A 19935-nucleotide genomic window follows, 5' to 3' on the forward strand; every position below is an offset into this window, starting at 1 on the left:
AGCTACCTATTGGTCTGATAAACGTTTTCTAAGCTGTTCCGCTTTTTTACCGATCAGCCAGAAGGATAATGCTAACAGTGCAAAGAAGAGCCCCTTGTTCGTTCTATCCCAGAAATATTCAAAATAGCGGGTGTAGATATTCAAAAGAAAAAATACAATTGCTATATCGCGAAGGGCGTCATCCTTCCGCCGGATCGAATAGCCGATCACAGCGATGACGGCAAGCGTGTAAGCCAATGCCCAAAGAAATAATTTTCCCTGCTTAATCGCTGACCACACATCATAGCTTAAGTTGCCGGAAACCGAGAGGAATAACCCGGACAACAGGAAAAAGATCCAGCTGGTATACCAGGATAAATTGTAGAAGGTCTTGGTGGCCGGGAAGCGGTTGAGCAGGGAGGTGGACAAAATCATCAATCCTCCGAAAAAGGTCATGCGAAGCGGATAGTTCATGCCCAGGAAATAAGAATGGTTGAGATCTCCGGCCCAGGCATATGTTTGTGTCGCCCAGCTGGTGATCAATGCCAGCAGACCGCAGCACCAAAGTATTTTTGATTTCAGGTAGACAGCGAGCACGCAGTATAAAATCGCCGCAACAAAAATCCCTAATCCATAAGATAAATAGGTCGCTTCAAAGCTGCGGGTAAAATAGGCAATGGAGACTCCCGTCGTCAGTGCGATTAATATTGTAAAGCTCTCGTTCGCCAGGGATGCGTACTGGTATTTCCTGTTTCTTTTCCGGGCGGTCCAGATCAGCAATGCAGAGATAGCGCCGAATATCACGCCGATCACCATTTCTGAGAAAGCAAAAAAATTACGGAGTCGCTCAATCCATTTCTCGTCCAGTACCAGCGCACCAAAGGCCAGCAACGCGCATGAAATTGCGGCGATGGATGCATAAAAAGCCACTGAGTCAAATTCGTTGCGATAAGAGGAGATGGTATTCTTCAACTCGCCCGCTTTCTTCTCGTCAAGAAGGTTTTCCTTTTGCCATTGCTCAATGGCGGCTTCAAGCATTTGCGCTTCTTTTTTGTTAACACGCATTGGTTATTAGTTTTTCCCCGGGGGACAGTCAAAGGTACGGGCGTTAATGCTAGAAATCGCATCGAGGGTTGGAGGTCTCAGGGCAAACGCATCTAAATTGGGCAAAAAAGCCTTCTTTTTACTCAAATGGACTTCTGACGCCAAAATTTGACATACGAAAAGAGTTTCGGATGAAATTCAACGATAATTTTAAGTGCTCAGTTGTAAGCTTGCTCTGCTTTTTTCAGCTCTAACGATATTTTGACATATAGCCAGTGTCATTTTTGATTACTAAAAGCATTTAAAAAAGGAACCCGGTGGGGTTTTTCATTAAAAATTAGATGCGTTTGCCCTGTTGGAGGTCTGGGTCAGAAGTCGGAGTTCAGGGTCATAAGATTTATTTCTAAATCATGCAGAAGCGAAGTTGTACAAGCCTGCAATAATCTATCTTTCTTACCTTTTCAGATCCGTTGCCCGGTAAAAACATGCAGCTTCGAGTTGGGAATCGGTCAATCATGGTATATTTGCACCCCGTGAATACGACATTAAATGTCGTAAATCAGAAATTAGAAATCGAAAATATGTTTCGTACGCATACTTGTGGCGAGTTAAGAATCGCAAATAAAGAAGAAGAGATCACCCTGGCCGGCTGGGTGCAAACCGTTCGTAAGTTTGGCAGCATCACTTTTGTGGACCTGCGCGACCGGTACGGTATTACGCAGTTACTGTTCAATGAATCGTTAAATGCACAGCTGGATGAGCAGCCGCTGGGCCGTGAGTTTGTATTACAGGCAACCGGAAAGGTTAGCGAACGCAGCAATAAAAATCCCAATATTCCTACGGGAGATATAGAACTGCTGGTGGAAAGCTTTACTATTTTAAATAAGAGCGTGACACCGCCTTTTACCATCCAGGACGATACGGATGGAGGTGAGGATCTGCGCATGAAATACCGCTACCTCGATCTGCGCCGCAATGCGGTAAAAAGAAACCTGGAATTGCGCTATGCTGTAAATCGTGCAACACGCGATTACCTGCACCAGCAAAACTTTATGGACATCGAAACGCCTTTCCTGATCAAATCTACTCCGGAAGGAGCGCGGGATTTCGTAGTGCCCAGTCGCATGAACCCAGGCGAGTTTTACGCGCTGCCACAATCGCCTCAAACCTTTAAACAGTTGTTGATGGTAAGTGGCTACGACCGCTATTACCAGATCGTAAAATGTTTCAGAGATGAGGACCTGCGTGCAGATCGTCAACCCGAATTTACACAGATCGATTGTGAGATGTGCTTCGTCGAGCAGGAAGATATCCTGAGCATGTTTGAAAACCTGATCAGGTATATTTTCAAAACCGTAAAAGGTATTGATTACAATGAAGCGGTAGAGCGCATGAGCTGGCAGGAAGCGATGTGGCAATACGGGAATGATAAGCCCGATATCCGTTTCGGCATGAAGCTGCTCAATATCAAATACCCGGGACATATTTTCTCGGATAAGGAAGATAATGGACACCTGGTGGATGGTGCCGGCTTCCAGGTGTTTGATTCGGCTGAAACAGTGATCGCTATTGCGGTTCCCGGTTGCAGTGAATACACCCGTAAGCAAACGGACGAACTGACCGAATGGGTGAAGCGCCCGCAAATCGGGATGAAAGGATTAGTGTTCATCAAATGTAATGCTGACGGCACTTTCAAGAGCAGCGTAGATAAATTCTATAGCGAAGAAAAGTTGAAAGCCATTGCCGATGCGGCCGGAGCGAAAGCCGGTGACCTGATCTTAATACTGGCCGGAGCTGAAGAACGGACGCGCAAAGCGACCAGTGAGCTTCGCCTCGAAATGGGCAAAAGACTGGGCCTGCGCAAAGATGATGAGTTCCGTTTATTATGGGTGTTGGATTTCCCGCTGTTTGAATATGCGGAAGAGGAGAACCGCTGGGTAGCGCGTCACCATCCGTTTACCTCGCCCAAGCCTTCGGACATTGACACCATGATCAATAACAATCCCGTTATTGAAAACGCGGCTGAATATTTAAAGCACCCTTACGCGAATATCAAAGCCAATGCCTATGACATGGTGTTGAATGGTAACGAGATCGGCGGCGGCAGCATTCGGATCTATCAAAAAGAACTGCAGCAAAAAATGTTTGAAGCGCTGGGCATGGACGAACAGGAGCAGCAACACAAGTTCGGATTCCTGTTAGGCGCCTTTGAATATGGTGCACCGCCACACGGGGGTATTGCCTTTGGCTTTGACCGGCTTTGCTCGATCCTTGGCGGCAGCGAAAGCATCCGTGACTTTATTGCCTTCCCTAAAAACAATAGCGGAAGAGATGTAATGCTCGATGCGCCGTCAGCCATAGACGACAAACAATTTACGGAGCTACAGATCAAGCTGGATCTGAAACCGGAATAAATTTGAATCGATAGTCCATCGACAATCGTCTATGGACTATCGACTCTTTATCAGTCCTGAGCATTTACATTCTCCCTTTTACCCTCAGCAATCCGCGCATCCCTGGTATTTTTCTGCACAGCAATAGCGGAGAAAATACTCAGTATGAAGGTCATCGCATAAAACCCCTTCTCACTTCTCGTCAGTGTAGCATTCCATAACCCAACCGTCAATAATACGATCGACAAGATGGTCGCGAACCAGGCCAGGCTGTAATACAAATTTGTAACAGGAATTCCTTCGAGTTGATCCCGAACCGCTTTCTGCACGGAGATTGAAGCAAACAGGCCAAACATCAATACTGTAAAATAGTACCCTTTTTCGTTGAGCTGCATGTCGGCATTCCATAAACCGATAATGAAAGCAGTAACTCCTGTAAGCAAGGCAAACCAGGATGCTCCGACAAATGCGCTCGATGGTTTTTGTAATTGTTGCGTTTCCATATATTCTATTTTGTTGACACAAAACTAAACGCAGGAACGCCGGTGTGATTTGACATTTGTCAAAAAGTGCAAAGGATGCTATCTGGGTTTCCTGACACGGCTCAATGTTTCCTGGGTAATGCCCAGGTAGGACGAGATATAGCCGAGCGGTACGCGTTCCAGGATATGGGGAGCGTTGTTAAGCAGGTTGTCGTATAGCTCGGATGCAGTCTTAAATTGCGCGTTGACGTAGCGTTCTTCCAGCTGCATGTAATATTTCTCATAGATGATCCGCACCAGCCGCTCGATCTCATGAAACTCATCGAAGAGGCCGGTTAATTCTTTTTTGGAAATGGCCCAGAGTACACTGTCTTCCAGGAATTGGATGTGCTCAACAGAGGGCTGCTCCGTGATATAGCTGTGAAAGGAGGTGATAAAAGTATTTTCAAAGCCAAACCAATGCGTCACTTCTTTTTCATTAAGGTGGTAAAAGCCACGCAAAGCGCCTTGTCCGAGAAAATAAAAATGGCGGCATACACGTCCCTGACGGATCAGGAAATCATTCTTGGCATAAGTTCTTTCTTCCAGACAATTCATCAGTGCGTCGATGGCCTTTTCTCCTAAGCGATGATAGTGATTGAGATGTTGAATCAGCTGTTCCATAATGGAGCGGTTAGAATTGGTTACCGATTATTTAGGTACATACAAGATGTATTTTTCTTCAAAGAAGGGTTCTTCAAAAAGATCTTTGATAGCCGTAACATAAGGCCTGGTGCCGCTCTCTTGTATTTCTACTGCCAGATCGCCGCCTTTCAAGCAGATCAGTCCGGGCGCCGCTGGTTCTTCACTTTCGCTTCCCTTTCCTTTTGGAGAAGGGCCGGGGGTAAGCCTTTTCCGGATCAAGGGTCTGCCCCAGGCCCAGAGGTCTTTCAGCGGAGCTACCGCGCGGGATATCACGTAATCAAACTGCCGGTTTTTGATGTCTTCAACACGGGTATGCTGGACGGTAATGTTAGTGAGCCCGACAGCATCTGATACTTCCTGCACAACCTTCAGCTTTTTGGCAATACTGTCTACCATGTGAAAATGAACCTCGGGGAAGAAGATAGCGAGCGGTACGCCCGGAAAGCCGCCACCACAGCCGAGGTCAACGATCGTGGCACCGGGATCAAAGGGGAAAGCCGCCGCAATGGCCAGCGAGTGTAACACATGTTTTTCGTATAAACTGTCGATATCTTTGCGGCTGATCACATTGATCTTCTGGTTCCACTCTTTATACAAGCCTTCCAGTGCCTGCAATTGTTGTATCTGCTTGTCAGAAAAGTCGCTGAAATATTTTAAAACGATATCCATTTTATAAAGTTAATATTCTTCAAATGATTACCGGACCACGGCCGGCGATGGAGTTGTTCAGGTGCATTTTAAACTTGTCCGCCCTTGTCCAGGTTTAAAGAAGTTCTATAATAATGCATCTGCCGGCTACCAGGTTTTCTTTTCTTTCTTCCACAATGTGGGTGCGAACAGTAAGTAATAAACCAACATCCACACGTCCATAAAAAATATCCAACCGGTCAGATCCGTTTCGTTCAGCTTTTTCATCGCCTTTGAAAATACGATATATTGAATGACAGATTTGATGACGAACGCGGCGAGTACCAACGGCCAGTTAGAGCTAATAGCCGCGGCAATCAACAATGGGTAAAAAAGGAATTGAGAGAGGCTATACAATCCCAGCAGGAATTTGTGTTTGGGTTTATAATATTTGGAAGTGCTGTAGTGCCTGGTTTTTTGTCGCCTCCAGCTTTGCCAGGTGGTTTGGGGGCGGCTGAGCGTGTGTGCATCGGGGTCGATGACGATAGCGGTGTTATCTGCAGTAGCCGCTTTGCTGATGAACAGGTCATCATCTCCTCCGGGGATATGACTGATGCCGGCAAATCCTTTATGCCGGAAAAACAGTTCTTTTTTATAACTTAAGTTACGGCCCACACCCATATAAGCCTGTCCGGCCAGCGCGTAGGATAAATACTGCAGCGCGCTGTGGAAGGTTTCAAAACGGATGATCTTGTTCAGCAGCCCCGGAAGCTTCTGGTAGGGGCCATAGCCCAATACGATTTCCGTGTTGCCGGTAAACGCTGCCGTCATTTTCTGCGCCCAGAGCGGAGAAGCAGGACTGCAGTCGGCATCGGTGAGCAGCAGATGATCGTTTTTAGCCTCCCGGATGCCGATCGACAAGGGATATTTTTTACCGACGCTTTCCCGGTTTTTTCGCTCGATATTTATCAGCCGCAGCTGCTCGTTACTTCTGGCCAGCCATTGCATGGCCTGCTTGGTATCGTCTTCCGAACTGTCGTTTACCAATACTACCTCATACCCCGCCCCCCATTGTTGTTGAAGCACGCCGGGCAGGTGGTGTTCCAGGTTATATTGTTCGTTCCTGGCGCAGACAATTACCGAGACCTTCGAGGCAGCGGAGGGTGCAGCGCGCTGGTCTTTATAGAACGCCAGTCGGGCAAAAAAATAGGCATAATAAAAGATAAGGATACCGGTCGTGAACAGGAAAGTATAGAGCAGGATATGAGCTACAGGAGGCATGGCGCAAATATATTCATCTTCAGGCTGCGATCGGGCCAAACCTTTCTAAATTAAAATGCCGGACGACCAGCGCTTTTAAAATCATTTGGATGAGGTTCAGCTGATCTGTGCCACCCGCGACAGGAATTGATTCCCGTGCTGGTTTGTGATAGCAGATTAAGAGGTTTCATCTGTTGGGTCACATAAAAAAAGTAACAGTTGTGATACTAAGATTTACTTTTGTGCCACATGGCAACACTTAGTTTTAAGCTTCAGCATAAAGATCCCGTATCCAATGCCCGTGCGGGGGAAATTACCACTGATCATGGCGTCATCAACACTCCGATATTTATGCCCGTAGGGACCGTGGGGAGTGTGAAAGGCGTTTCGCAGCAATTGTTGAAATCTGATGTGCAGGCCCAGATCATCCTGGGAAACACGTATCATCTGTACCTGAGGCCCGGGACCGGCGTCCTGGAGCAGGCCGGCGGGCTTCATCAGTTCAACCATTGGGACCGCCCCATTTTAACGGATAGCGGTGGTTACCAGGTTTTTTCACTGGCCGGAACCCGGAAGATCAAAGAGGAGGGGGTCACTTTTCAATCTCATATCGACGGAAGCAAGCATTTGTTTTCACCGGAAAAAGTGATGAACATTCAACGCAGCATTGGCGGTGATATTATCATGGCTTTTGACGAATGTCCGCCCGGCGGAAGCGAGTACGGGTATGCACACAAAAGCATGCAGCTGACGCATCGCTGGCTCGACCGGTGTTTCGAACAGTTCACTGCCACTCCCGACCGGTATGGTTACACTCAAAACTTGTTTCCCATTGTTCAGGGAGGCACGTTTAAAGACCTTCGCCAGCAATCCTGTGAATATATCGCTTCTAAAGAGGCGCCGGGCAATGCGATAGGCGGCTTAAGCGTGGGCGAGCCCGAACCGGTGATGTATGAAATATGCGACTGGTGCTGTCAACACCTGCCCCAGGATAAACCACGTTACCTGATGGGCGTAGGCACGCCCTGGAACATACTCGAGTGCATCGGTATGGGCGTTGACATGTTCGACTGCGTCATGCCCACTCGAAACGGAAGGAATGCCATGCTGTTCACTACCCGGGGAGTGATCAATATCGATAATAAAAAATGGGAATACGATTTTTCTCCCATCGATGAAGGGCTGCCTTGCGAGATGAGCCAATATTATTCTAAAGCCTACTTGCGGCATTTGTTCAAAGCCGGAGAGCTGCTGGCGCTTACGATCGCCAGCGTGCACAACCTGAGTTTTTACTTGTGGCTGGTGGGCGAAGCGCGCCAACATATCATGACAGGCGATTATGCCGCCTGGAAAGATGAAATGGTGGTAAGATTAAAGACGAGATTGTGATGTGTAATCAGGTATAGTCCTGCATCATAGGTGAAAACTAAGATGAGAAAAGAGGAATTTATTTTCAAAATTGAAAAACCCTGCCATGAAAGCTGGGACGAAATGAGCCTCACTGCCAGAGGAAAATATTGCGCCACCTGCCAGAAAGAAGTGTTGGATCTTACGGGGCTTTCCGATAACCAGCTTATCGCGTTTGCCAAAACGCAACCTGCCGGTTTTTGTGGCCGGTTAACAGCGCAACAATTAAATCAGCCGATATCCGGCTCGGTAGGAAATAGCTCCCGTTTGCTCAACAAGATGGCAGCAGCCATGTTAACGGGTCTTGCGTTATTATGGAACAATAAAGGAACTGCGCAAAATAGCGCAACCGCTGTTGCTACCAGTCTCCACATGGGAAAGCATAAAGACGATCCCCGGCCCCGGTCAGGAGGACGTATGTTAGGCAAAAGAGTGTATGGCCATATTATTGACAGTAGCAACAAGGGGAACATTGGTATTGCCGGCGCCGTTGTCAGGATAGCAGGTAACGATCTGGTAGCTACCATTACTGATAGATGGGGCTATTACGAACTGGTTGTTCCTGATAAATATGAAAGAACGATTATTTATATCGAGGTAGAGAAGACCGGTTATTATTTTGGAGAGGGATTCCCCGTGCGGTATAAAGAACTGCCCTTTCATCATAACTTTTATTTTGATCCAAGTAAAATGAGGCACTGGTCCTCCGTCGGTGGTAGCGTTACAATACTCCCCGCACCCGAACTGCCCTGGTGGAAAAGGATCTTCAGAAAGAAAAAAGTAAAAAGCGCGTGCGATTAGAACATTGTCGAACAGCCTGCGCTATTATTTCGGAGTGGTGAAATAGAGTCTTAACGCGACGAACAGGAACACGATATTCGGCAGCCAGGCCGCCAGGAAAGGGGAGAAGTTGCCTTTAACAGAGAATACGGTGGAGAACTGGTCTGCAATGATGAAGATAGCGGCAATCAAAATACCTAATGCAAGGTGAAGCCCGCTTCCGCCGCGGGTTTTGCGGCAGGCGATCACGGCGCCGATAATAGTGAGCAATAGCACCGTGAACGGTGTTGCCGAGCGTTTATACAATTCTACTTTCAGGGTATTCAATCCCTCCGTGCCCCGGAGCTCTTCTTTTTTTATAAAATCAACTAATTGCGGCGTAGTGAGTTTATCCTTCTGATATTCGTCACGAATCAGCTCGTTCGGTAAGATATTTAGCTTTACATCTTTTTCAGGATAACGCTTCACCCGTTCGCCCAGGCTGTCCACAAACCGCTCCACTACATTGACCGCCACCCATCTTTTCTTCTTGCCGGTAGTGTCCCACCGGAGGGATTCGGCTCTTAAGTTATACACCACTTTTCCCGCCTTGACCCGCTGCATAAAAAAGATGCCGCTGGTTTGCGACTCTGGATTAAAGTTCTTAACGCCCATATAGGCAGTGCTGTCAATCCTCTTGTAAAAGCAATTGGTACAACTCGTTTCCTGCCGGTTCTTTAGCGGGTTATGTTTATCCAGCTTCTCCTGCATAAAGGTGGTGTACAGCACGTTGGCTTTCGGAATAAAATAATACCGGCCGAAAAACAGCACCAGCGCGAGGAGAATGCCCCCTATAATATAAGGTCTCAGGAAGCGGTTGAACGACGTGCCGCTGGCCAGGATCGCGATGACCTCGCTGCGCATGGCCATTTTGCTGGTGAAAAAAATCACGGCGATAAAGACAAATAAGGGGAACAGCAGGCTCCAGATAAACGGAATGAAGCCGACATAATATTGTTTAAAGATCTCCCAGTTGCTCAATCCTGTTTTTACAAAGTCGTCGGTTTTCTCACTACTGTCTACCGCTACGGCGATTACGGTAAACAACAACATGCAAAAGATGAAAGTTACCAGCAGACGTTTTAATATGAACCAGTCGATTATCTTCATTCAGCCGCCAAAAATAGTTGAATTTCGAGATTTAATAATCACCGGTTTATATTTTAGGAAGGTTTTTGCAGAACTGCCAAAAACAGGCGTCCATAAAGGCCCGGGACGCAGTGCAATCGTTTCCGTAATACACTGTTGTTAAAACTTTAATATAATTTGCTGAACCACTTGCCTTTAATTATCTTTAGCCCGCCCGGATGAATTGGTCGGACGGGCGCGAATGCTCACCCGAATAATCAAAGAACAAATATTTTACGTGTTATGGAAATGCTGAAACAAAAGTTTAAAGCGCAGGCTGATAAGCTGGGCGATGAGATCAAAGCTATACTGAAAGAACATGGAGATACGGTCATCGGACAAACAACGCTCTCTCAAATTTATCAGGGCATGCGCGGTATGACGGCCCTGGTTTCGGAAACTTCATTGCTGGATGCCCAGGACGGGATACGTTTCAGAAGACATTCCATAGACGAGTTGCGCGAAAAGCTTCCCAAGGCTGCCGGTGGCAGCGAACCTTTGCCCGAAGCCTTGTTTTATCTGATGCTGGTAGGAGAGATTCCCACGCAGGAAGAGGTGGAAAACCTGACTTCCATTTTACAGCGTCGCAGTCATGTTCCAACTTATGTTTTTGATACCATGGGCGCGTTGCCCAAGGAAACCCACCCGATGACCATGTTCGTTGTCGGCATTATGGCGCTGCAGGGCGAGAGTAATTTTGCCAGACGCTATGCGGAAGGAATGAGCAAAAAAGATTACTGGGCAGCTACTTTTGAAGATACCCTTGACCTGATCGCCCGCATTCCCCATATCGCAGCGTACGTGTATCGCCGCAAGTACAAGCAGGGAAAAGCGCTTCAGCCCGATGGTCTGCTGGACTGGGCAGGCAATTTTGCCCACATGCTGGGATACGATAATGATCAGTTTAAAGAATTGATGCGTTTATACATGGTGATCCACGCGGATCACGAAGGTGGTAACGTGTCTGCACACACCACCCACCTTGTTGGTTCTGCGCTCAGCGATCCTTATTTAAGTTATGCCGCGGGTATGAATGGCCTGGCCGGACCGCTACACGGATTAGCCAACCAGGAAGTAATCAAATGGATCTTCGAGATGCAGCAGGAGCTGAAAACAGATGAACCCACTGCCGAGCAGATCAAAGAGTATGTAGAGAAGACGCTGTCAGAAGGGAAAGTGGTTCCCGGGTACGGTCATGCGGTATTGCGCAAGACTGATCCGCGCTTCACCGCTCAGATGGATTTTGGTAAAAAGCATATGCCCGACGATCCCCTGGTAAATACTGTTTGGCGGATCTATGAGACGGTGCCCCCCATCCTGCAATCTCTCGGAAAGGTGAAAAACCCGTGGCCCAATGTGGACGCGCACAGCGGGGCATTGCTGGTACATTACGGAATGGTAGAATATGAATATTATACAGTATTGTTCGCCGTGAGCCGTTCATTGGGCGTTTTATCCAGCCTTTGCTGGGACAGGGCCCTGGGTATGCCACTCGAACGTCCCAAGTCTGTAACGACCGCTGCTGTTAAACGTTGGCTTAACAAAGAGGTTGAAAATCTGGGAGATTAAGACGCCTGTTAATTTAGATTAAAATTTCGCACAATACAAAAGCCCTCACTTTTTGGTACGATTTTTCGGTATTTATTAAAAGAAAATAATTAGTTCATTGTAAACAGTTAAATTATGAAAAATAAAGACAAGATCTTGTTGGGTATTTTAGGTGCAGCGGCAGCTGGTGTGGCGATAGGACTTTTATTCTACACGGACGAAGGTAAAAAGACCCGCAAAAAAATCAAACATACTGCAGGCGACTGGGCTGATTCTCTTGGAAGTCTTCTGGAGTCCGGAAAAGAGAATCTATCCGATCTGTCCCAGAAAGCGAAAGATCGTTTGAAGAAAGTAAAAAGTAAAGCACAAGATGCTTCAGAGGAATATTCCAATCAGTTAGGATAATACCCTAATTAATAGAAAGGGGTTGCCGGTAGGTTTTTCATGATATTATATTATGATGAATTTTGCAGGCAACCTTTTTATTTAACTACACAAACTAATTCTATGTTCGACATTAAAGAAAAGATCGATGATATTATAGATAATGTAGAAGATATTACCAAGTCCTATTACCGGTTGTCTGTGTTAAGAGCTGCTGACAAAGGCAGCAAGCTGGGAGGTTCTCTCGTACTGAGTATTCTTGTGTTTGGTATTTTCCTGTTTGCCATGTTTTTTGCCTGTCTCGGGTTGAGTTGGTGGATCGGAGAACGATTAGATAACCGGATGGCCGGTTTTTTTATTGTGGCAGGCGGGCTTTTTTTGATCCTGCTGCTCATGTTACTATTTAAAAAGAAAGTTATAACCCTTATCGGAAACATTATTATAAAAATGATTTATGGCTAAGCCTGAAATAAACAACTACGAAGACCTCATGGAAGAAAAAGAACGCCTGAAGGCGCGGATCCAGGAAAGTAAAGCAAACATCAAAAAGTCCTTCGAGGGAATAAAAGATGAGGTGAATCCTATGAATGCCCTGCGAAAATCTACTCATAGCGCCTTTCAGACAAGCACTACCAACCCACTGGTCAAGTTTGGTATCAAACGTGCCACCGAATTTCTGATCGGGAAAGTATTGCTGAAAAGAGCCGGCTGGTTGCCTCGCTTAGTGGTTCCGTTTCTTGTAAGAGAAATTGCTACCAGGACGATTGGCATGAAGGCAGACAAAAAGATCGCCAGTACCCTTAGAAAGACGGCGGACAGGATAAGAGACGTAGACATCCCGAAACCATCGAAAGGAGGCACTGCCGTTTAAGTATTTCCAAAAAATCTATTGGTTAAATTAATTGTTTCCATTAATTTCGCCCTCCATTTGGTTGAGGGGGATTAGCTCAGCTGGCTAGAGCGCTTGCATGGCATGCAAGAGGTCGTCGGTTCGACTCCGATATCCTCCACCGATTAAAAGTCCGCAATATGCGGGCTTTTTGGTTTTTATGCTTACTGTCTACATCATCTATAGTTTAAAATTAGACAAGTATTATATTGGCTATACTATAGATATGTCCGCGCGATTACTTCAACATAATACCGGGAAATCAGGGTTTACAAGCAAAGCATCTGACTGGACCTTAAAGTATCAGGAGTTATTTAAAACACGACAGAAAGCAGTGGCCCGCGAAAAAACTATTAAATCCAGAAAGAGCAGAAAGTTTATTGAATTTTTAATATCGGGCTGAGGTCCCGAAAGCATTCGGGAAAGAGGTCGTCGGTTCGACTCCGATATCCTCCACTGATCAACAAAAGCCGCTTCGGATATTTCGTAGCGGCTTTTTCGTGTAAGCCGTATTGTATTGTTAGACTATATCATACACTACCTGGATAGCGCCCCATTCTTATAATTGATCTCGGAATCACCGAAACCGAGTTATTCGCCTATTCACGGCGGAGATTTCGTAATTAAGATGTAGGGCCGGATCTACTTATGCCAGAGCAACGTCAAAGAAAACACAGAGGCGCGTCACGAGATAAGAAGTAAGATTGGATGTGCGCCCGGCCAGCATCAATCACCATCGAAACTCTTATATCTTTATATTTGCCGCGTGAAAAAAGTAGCGGCCATATTTTTTTTATTTGTATTACTGGCCACCAATACCGTGGTGGGACAGGTACTTAAAATGCCGAGACTGATTCATCATTACCTTGAGCATTGCGAATGGGATAACAACGATTCGATTGTGGATTTCCTGGCCAAGCATTATTCCGGAACCATTACGCATCCTGATGATCAGCATAATGATCACAAGAACCTTCCCTTTAAAGCAACCGGCGGTCATGCCACACCCACCATTACGGTGCTGATGCAGCAGCCTGTTGTATTGCCCAGGATACCGTTGTTGCAATTAAATCTTCAGGAACCGGTCTATTTGAAGCAGGACTATTCCAACGCGTATTTAAACACCATCTGGCAACCTCCGCGCCTTAGTTAATCATTTTCTCGGTACATACATAGAATGTGATGCATTCCGCATCACCGGCACCGGCATTTTCTTGCCCGGTTTCCCCATTTGGAATGATTAACAGAAACTCTTTAAACTCTCTAAACCCTCTAAGCCCTCCATGCTCAATAAAATTATAGCGTTCTCCATAAAGAACAAGCTGCTCATAGGCCTGTTTGTACTGGCACTCGTGGGATACGGTATTTATGAAGTAAAGCGATTACCTATCGACGCCGTTCCTGATATTACTAATAACCAGGTCCAGGTGATCACCGTGGCGCCTGCCTTAGGCGCTACGGATATTGAACGTTTGATCACGTTTCCTTTAGAACAGGCGAACAGCAACGTGCCCGGACTGAAAGAGCTCCGTAGTTTTTCCAGCTTCGGGCTATCGGTCATTACCATCGTATTTGATGATGATGTAGACATATACTGGGCGCGCCAGCAAATTTCCGAACGGCTGCAACAGGTGCAGGAAGAGATGCCTAAAGGGTTTGGCACCCCTATGCTCGCGCCGGTTACGACAGGTCTCGGCGAGATCTACCAATACACCCTCCGCCCAAAAAAAGGATTTGAACATCGATACGATGCTATGGAGCTACGCACCATGCAGGACTGGATTGTAAGAAAGCAACTGCTCGGTGTCAAGGGTGTCGCTGAAGTGAGCAGCTTTGGCGGGTTGCTGAAACAGTATGAAATAGCGGTTGATCCGCGCCGCCTGCTGGCCCACCAGACTAGTATTGGCGAGGTATTTCAGGCGCTCGAAAGCAACAATCAGAATACGGGCGGATCCTATATTGAGAAAGGGGCCACCGCGCTTTTCATCCGGAGCGAAGGACTTGTGGGAGGTATCGCTGACATTGAAAACATTGTGATACGCCATCTTCCCGGCGGAGCGCCGTTATTGGTGCGGGATGTGGCAACAGTGAGGATGGGACATGCTACGCGATACGGCGCGCTCACCTACAATGGTGAACTCCAGGTGTCAGGCGCCATTGTGTTGATGCTGAAAGGAGCCAATAGCAATGAAGTCATAAAAAGTGTAAAAGAGCGCATCGAGCAAATCAAGAAGACCTTGCCCGAAGGCGTCACCATAGAGCCTTTCATCGACCGGACCAAGATGGTGAACAATGCCATCAGCACGGTGACCAAAAATCTTGTCGAGGGCGCCTTGATCGTCATATTCGTGCTGGTGCTTTTCCTCGGCAACTTCAGGGCCGGTTTCCTCGTAGCTTCTGTGATCCCGCTGTCGATGCTGTTTGCCATTATCCTGATGAACCTCTTTGGTGTCAGCGGTAACCTTATGAGTCTTGGTGCCCTGGATTTCGGATTGATAGTAGATGGTGCCGTCATTATTGTGGAAGCGGTCATGCACCGGCTCAGCCATAGCAAACACTTTGCGAATATCCGGCAGTTAAGTCAGCCGGAGATGGATGCGGAGGTGCAGCAGTCTTCGTCCAGGATGATGAATAGCGCGGTCTTTGGACAAATCATCATCCTGATCGTCTACCTGCCGATCTTCACGTTGGAAGGAATTGAAGGTAAAATGTTCAAACCGATGGCGCAGACCGTGGCCTTTGCACTGGCGGGCGCTTTCATTTTATCGCTGACTTATATACCCATGATGAGCACGCTGTTCTTAAGTAAAAAGCCTGCTCATGATCCTAACTTTTCAGACCGGATGATGAATCGCCTGGTGCGTTTTTACCAGCACCAACTGGTAAAAGCGCTGCGTTATCAAAAAGTAATTCTGGCAGTAGTGCTTGGCTTGTTTGCACTGTCGGTCTTCCTGCTTAGCAGGTTAGGAGGTGAGTTTATCCCGGCATTGCCTGAAGGAGATTTCGCAGTAGAGACGCGGGTCTTGCCGGGAAGTAACCTCAACACTTCGATAGCTGCGGTATCAAAGGCCTCTAAAATATTGCTGGATCAATTTCCCGAAGTGCAGCAGGTGGTCACCAAGACGGGTACCAGCGAAGTGCCTTCGGAGCCACTGCCCATCGATGTTTCCGATATGATCATTGTGCTCAGGGACCGGGATGAATGGCAGTCCGCATCCACCTACGAGGAGTTGGAAGCGAAGATGTCCGAGGCGGTGAAAGAAGTGCCTGGCGTTACTTTCAGTTTCCAATATCCTGTAGCCATGCGATTCAATGAACTCATTTCCGGCGCACGACAGGATGTGGTCTGCAAAATATTTGGGGAAGATCTTGACACGCTGGCCCGGTATGCGGCCCAGCTCGGCAAGATCTGTAACACGGTCGATGGCAGTGAGGGGCTATATGTAGAGTCGGTGACCGGCATGGCACAAATCGTTGTGGGATACAACCGGGCCGCGATCGCACAGTATGGCCTGAACATCAGCGACATCAATCGGGTGTTGAATGCAGCCTTTGCCGGCGAAAGCAGCGGAACCGTTTTTGAAGGTGAGAAAAGATTTGACCTGGTGGTGCGGCTGCTGGGAGAAAAACGACAAAGCCTCGAGGATGTCCGAAACCTGCTCGTGCCGCTGCCTGACGGCGGACAGTTGCCATTGACTACGGTCGCCAATGTAGACATCATAGAGGGACCCAACCAGATACAGAGGGAAGACTCACAACGCAGGATCATTGTAGGGTTCAACGTACGCGGCCGGGATGTGCAGAGCACCGTGGAAGAGCTGCAGCAAAAAGTGGCGCAACAAATGAAGTTGCCCATCGGCTACCGGGTTACTTATGGTGGTGCTTTTGAAAATCTCGAAGCGGCTAAGTCGCGGTTATACATTGCGGTCCCGGTATCGCTGCTGTTGATTTTCCTCTTGCTCTACTTCGCTTTCCGGTCTGTAAAGCAGGGACTGCTGATCTACTCTGCTATTCCGCTATCCGCGATTGGCGGTATCATCGCCTTAGTGATCAGGGATATTTCCTTTAGCATCAGCGCCGGCGTGGGTTTCATTGCCTTGTTTGGCGTGGCCGTGTTGAATGGCATCGTACTGATCGCAGAATTTAACCGGCTGAAAGAGGAAGGCTATACCGATCTCAAACGCATCGTGATACAGGGAACCAAGATCCGGTTGCGGCCGGTATTGATGACGGCCTGTGTTGCTTCGCTGGGCTTTCTGCCCATGGCGATCAGCACTGGTGAAGGCGCGGAAGTGCAGCGCCCGCTGGCGACTGTAGTGATTGGTGGTTTGTTAATCGCAACCTTGCTTACCCTTTTTGTATTACCCATTCTTTACATCATGTCTCATCAACAAATCCGTTTAAAAAAAGTAAAAAAGGCTGCTATCATTTCGATTGTCTTTTGGATGCTGTTGCCTGTTATGCAATCAACGGCGCAAACACCTATTAGCCTGGAAGCCGCAGTGGACACGGCCTTGAAGAATAATTTATCGGTTAAAAACGAGCGCCTCCGGGCCGAGTACCAGCAGCGGCTGATACAATCGGCTGCCGCTATTCCGGCGACTAACGTTGACGCAGGCTACGGGCAGCTCAACAGTTTTTACTCCGACATACAATTGGGTGTGTCGCAAGCGGTGCAGTTTCCGGTAGTCTACAGGCGACAGAAAGCCCTGTTGACCGAAGAGTGGAAAACCAAGCTGTTAAACGTTGACGTGCAGGAGGCACTGCTCAAAAGAGAAGTAGCTAAAGTCTTTTACCAATTGGTGTACCTGCAGCAAAAGAAAGCGTTGCTGGTTCGCAACGACAGTTTGTTTGCCGCTTTCCTCGACAAGTCTACGTTGCGTTTCAACAAAGGCGAAAGCAATATTATGGAAAAAACAACAGCCGAGCATCAGCGGGGACAGGTGGCCTTGCAGCTGTCTCAACTGGAACAAGACAGGACTACGGTTCAGTTGCAGTTTCAATTATTGCTCAACACGGAAACATCGTTTTTCCCCATTGCTGAAAATGAATCTTTGCTGTACACGGACAGCACTGCGCTGGCGGGGCACCCTGAATTAAAGTACCTGGAGCAACAGCGCCAGGTGGCCAGCGCTGCTACACGAACAGAACGATCCAGGCTGCTGCCTGATCTGAAGCTGGGCTATAACCTCATGGGCATGAAAGGAACGGGTGCGGATAACAGGGAATACAACGCCATGCCTCGTTTTCAGTCGGTACAGGTGGGGCTGGGCATCCCTATTTTCAATGCAGCACAAAAGGCCAGGATCAATGCTGCTGAACTTAATGAACGCATTGCCGGAAGGGAGCAGGAGCTCAAGCAAAAGGAGCTGCTGACAACCCTAAGGGGGGTGGTGGCACAATACGATAAATACAATGAAGCCGTACGCTACTTTGAACATGCCGGACTTGAACATGCCCGGACCATTACCAGCACTGCGGAAGTACAGTTCCTGAATGGTGAAATTAATTTCCTCGAATGGGTGTTGTTAATTAACCAGGCCATCCAGATCCGGAGTGATTATATCGAAGCCATCCATAACCGGAACAACGCCCTTGCAGATCTTAACTATTATCATCAACCTTAATCATATTCTTAAAGAATGAAACATATATCAGCTATTTTAATGATCGCAGCGATGCTCACTGCATGCTCTGAAAAACAAACAAAAACCCATGAAGAACCTGTTGTGGCGAAGGGCAATACAATTACCCTTTCTGCAGCGCAGGTCAAAAATGCAGGCATCATGACCGGCCGGTTAGAAAAGAGGGAAGTGGGGGCAGTAATGAAAATGACCGGGAAGATCGATGTACCTCCTCAGAACCTTGTCGCAGTCAGCGTTCCGCTCGGCGGCTATTTAAAAAGCACCCGTCTCATACCCGGTATGCCCGTCAGGCGCGGCCAGGTGTTAGCGGTGATAGAAGATCCTCAATATATCCAGTTGCAACAGGATTATCTCACTTCCAAAGCGCAACTGGCTTTTGATGAAACGGAATATGAGCGGCAGCGGGATCTTAATCAGAGTAAGGCAACCAGCGACAAGGTTTTTGAAAAAGCAAGAGCTGCTTATCAGACACAATTGATCCTGATGAAATCGCTGGAACAGAAGCTGCTGCTCATCGGTTTGCAACCCGGCAAGATCACGGCGGGCAACATCAGCAGGAGCATCAATGTGTATGCACCCGTTAACGGCTTTGTGTCATCTGTAAAGGTCAGCATAGGAAAGTATGTGACGCCCAGCGATATCCTGTTTGAGCTGGTAGATCCCTCTGCGATTCACCTGGTGCTGACTGTGTTTGAAAAGGACGTCCCTAAAATCTCGATCGGGCAAAAAATAACGGCTTATACGAATGCGCAACCGGATCAGAAATATTCATGTACGGTAGTGTTGATCAATAAAAACCTGGAAGACAATAATGCCACCGAAGTGCATTGCGAATTCAATAAGTATGACAGCCAGCTGCTTCCGGGTATGTTCATGAATGCCGATATAGAGCTGGCGGGCAACACGGCTTATGTCTTACCGGAAGATGCGATCGTCCGGTTCGAAAACAAGTTTTATGCATTCACCACCGGTGATAACAAAAACTTTGAGATGCAGGAAGTGCAGGTCGGAAATTCAGAGAACGGATTCACTGAGATCCTGAACGGGGGAAGCCTGCATGAGCGCGTCTTTGCGGTGGAAGGGGCCTATAACCTGTTGATGGCATTTAAGAATGTGAGTGAAGAGTAGGGGGCTCAAACTGTTGTGCGAATTTTACAGCATAGTCAAAGTCTAAAAACGCAGATGCACCTTTTTAAATATCGGAGAAGATCCTACAGGCATAGGCTTCTTTTTGGCATTCACACCTTCAGCGCTTTAATGTGCTGCCATCCATTTTTGCAAGATAATTCCATGTCAAAATCACTGATGATAGAAGTTAAGGCAGCTCCATAGCTTTTTCAGGCGGCTTAAACATAGTAGAAGAAGATTTAAATACGCGTCTGACCGGGACGGTCAGACGCGTTGATAAAGCCACGGATACACGAATAAATATTGGTGGTATCTTACTGGTGCTTCGATATTAATCAAACATCAAGACGATAGAATAGCATTGAAAGTTAAGGCGATAACACGTTGGGCTCTTGATGCATCATTAATGTATTCGTGGCGTTGATTTGTCAGCTGATGCATCCGCTCTGCTAAGCCGGGCGAGACGTGTTTTTTCGGGGAGCGTAGTTTAGTTGGGATAGTTTCTTTTAAATACGCGT

The 19935-nt window shown here is 47.3% G+C and carries 17 protein-coding genes and 1 tRNA gene; 12 read left to right on the top strand and 6 right to left on the bottom strand.

Annotated elements, in window-relative coordinates:
* Positions 1-6: 6 nt before the first annotated feature.
* Positions 7-1044 carry a DUF2157 domain-containing protein gene (locus ACU37H_RS16765; protein WP_472704946.1) on the bottom strand — a complete coding sequence of 346 codons (1038 nt, stop codon included), beginning with the start codon at positions 1042-1044 and terminating at the stop codon, positions 7-9.
* A 512-nt stretch (positions 1045-1556) separates the two neighbouring features.
* On the opposite strand from ACU37H_RS16765, the gene aspS reads away from it, so the two are divergent.
* Positions 1557-3437: an aspartate--tRNA ligase gene (gene aspS, locus ACU37H_RS16770; protein ID WP_494407565.1), complete on the top strand. Its 1881-nt coding sequence runs from the start codon at positions 1557-1559 to the stop codon at positions 3435-3437.
* 50 nt (positions 3438-3487) lie between these two features.
* Here the strand turns inward: aspS and yiaA are convergent, their stop codons facing one another.
* From yiaA to ACU37H_RS16790, 4 genes are all read right to left on the bottom strand, one after another.
* Positions 3488-3919: an inner membrane protein YiaA gene (gene yiaA, locus ACU37H_RS16775; protein WP_472704942.1), complete on the bottom strand. Its 432-nt coding sequence runs from the start codon at positions 3917-3919 to the stop codon at positions 3488-3490.
* A 78-nt stretch (positions 3920-3997) separates the two neighbouring features.
* A complete protein-coding gene (locus ACU37H_RS16780) occupies positions 3998-4561 on the bottom strand; it encodes a Crp/Fnr family transcriptional regulator (RefSeq protein WP_472704940.1) in 564 nt (187 codons plus the stop codon).
* A gap of 27 nt (positions 4562-4588) precedes the next feature.
* Positions 4589-5251, bottom strand: coding sequence for a 16S rRNA (guanine(527)-N(7))-methyltransferase RsmG (gene rsmG / locus ACU37H_RS16785; RefSeq protein WP_472704938.1), 663 nt, complete (start codon positions 5249-5251; stop codon positions 4589-4591).
* Between the two features lie 126 nt (positions 5252-5377).
* Positions 5378-6490: a glycosyltransferase gene (locus ACU37H_RS16790; protein ID WP_472704936.1), complete on the bottom strand. Its 1113-nt coding sequence runs from the start codon at positions 6488-6490 to the stop codon at positions 5378-5380.
* 228 nt (positions 6491-6718) lie between these two features.
* Between ACU37H_RS16790 and tgt the strand changes: the two genes are divergently transcribed.
* Both tgt and ACU37H_RS16800 read left to right on the top strand, forming a co-directional pair.
* Entirely contained in the window at positions 6719-7858 is a 1140-nt protein-coding gene (gene tgt / locus ACU37H_RS16795) for a tRNA guanosine(34) transglycosylase Tgt (RefSeq protein WP_472704934.1), read from the top strand.
* A gap of 42 nt (positions 7859-7900) precedes the next feature.
* Positions 7901-8677 carry a hypothetical protein gene (locus ACU37H_RS16800; protein ID WP_472704932.1) on the top strand — a complete coding sequence of 259 codons (777 nt, stop codon included), beginning with the start codon at positions 7901-7903 and terminating at the stop codon, positions 8675-8677.
* Positions 8678-8701: 24 nt separating this feature from the next.
* Here the strand turns inward: ACU37H_RS16800 and ACU37H_RS16805 are convergent, their stop codons facing one another.
* Entirely contained in the window at positions 8702-9805 is a 1104-nt protein-coding gene (locus tag ACU37H_RS16805; RefSeq protein ID WP_472704931.1) for an LptF/LptG family permease, read from the bottom strand.
* Positions 9806-10066: 261 nt separating this feature from the next.
* On the opposite strand from ACU37H_RS16805, the gene ACU37H_RS16810 reads away from it, so the two are divergent.
* From ACU37H_RS16810 to ACU37H_RS16850, 9 genes are all read left to right on the top strand, one after another.
* The gene (locus tag ACU37H_RS16810; protein WP_472704929.1) at positions 10067-11392 is read left to right on the top strand and encodes a citrate (Si)-synthase, eukaryotic; all 1326 of its coding nucleotides are present in this window, start codon (positions 10067-10069) and stop codon (positions 11390-11392) included.
* Positions 11393-11506: 114 nt separating this feature from the next.
* On the top strand, positions 11507-11776 hold the full coding sequence (locus tag ACU37H_RS16815) for a YtxH domain-containing protein (RefSeq protein ID WP_472704927.1): 270 nt from the start codon (positions 11507-11509) through the stop codon (positions 11774-11776).
* Positions 11777-11878: 102 nt separating this feature from the next.
* Positions 11879-12217, top strand: coding sequence for a phage holin family protein (locus ACU37H_RS16820; protein ID WP_472704925.1), 339 nt, complete (start codon positions 11879-11881; stop codon positions 12215-12217).
* The gene (locus tag ACU37H_RS16825) at positions 12210-12626 is read left to right on the top strand and encodes a hypothetical protein (RefSeq protein ID WP_472704924.1); all 417 of its coding nucleotides are present in this window, start codon (positions 12210-12212) and stop codon (positions 12624-12626) included. The genes ACU37H_RS16820 and ACU37H_RS16825 overlap by 8 nt, the downstream gene beginning before the upstream one ends.
* A gap of 65 nt (positions 12627-12691) precedes the next feature.
* Positions 12692-12765 (top strand) — tRNA-Ala (locus tag ACU37H_RS16830).
* Between the two features lie 105 nt (positions 12766-12870).
* Complete coding sequence (locus ACU37H_RS16835; protein WP_494407616.1) at positions 12871-13047, top strand: GIY-YIG nuclease family protein; 177 nt, start codon at positions 12871-12873, stop codon at positions 13045-13047.
* A gap of 363 nt (positions 13048-13410) precedes the next feature.
* Complete coding sequence (locus tag ACU37H_RS16840; RefSeq protein WP_472704922.1) at positions 13411-13797, top strand: hypothetical protein; 387 nt, start codon at positions 13411-13413, stop codon at positions 13795-13797.
* Between the two features lie 130 nt (positions 13798-13927).
* On the top strand, positions 13928-18271 hold the full coding sequence (locus tag ACU37H_RS16845; protein WP_472704920.1) for a CusA/CzcA family heavy metal efflux RND transporter: 4344 nt from the start codon (positions 13928-13930) through the stop codon (positions 18269-18271).
* Positions 18272-18286: 15 nt separating this feature from the next.
* Positions 18287-19417 carry an efflux RND transporter periplasmic adaptor subunit gene (locus ACU37H_RS16850; RefSeq protein ID WP_472704918.1) on the top strand — a complete coding sequence of 377 codons (1131 nt, stop codon included), beginning with the start codon at positions 18287-18289 and terminating at the stop codon, positions 19415-19417.
* Positions 19418-19935 lie beyond the last annotated feature (518 nt).

The sequence above is a fragment of the Niabella sp. ZPM-14 genome (genome assembly GCF_055693045.2).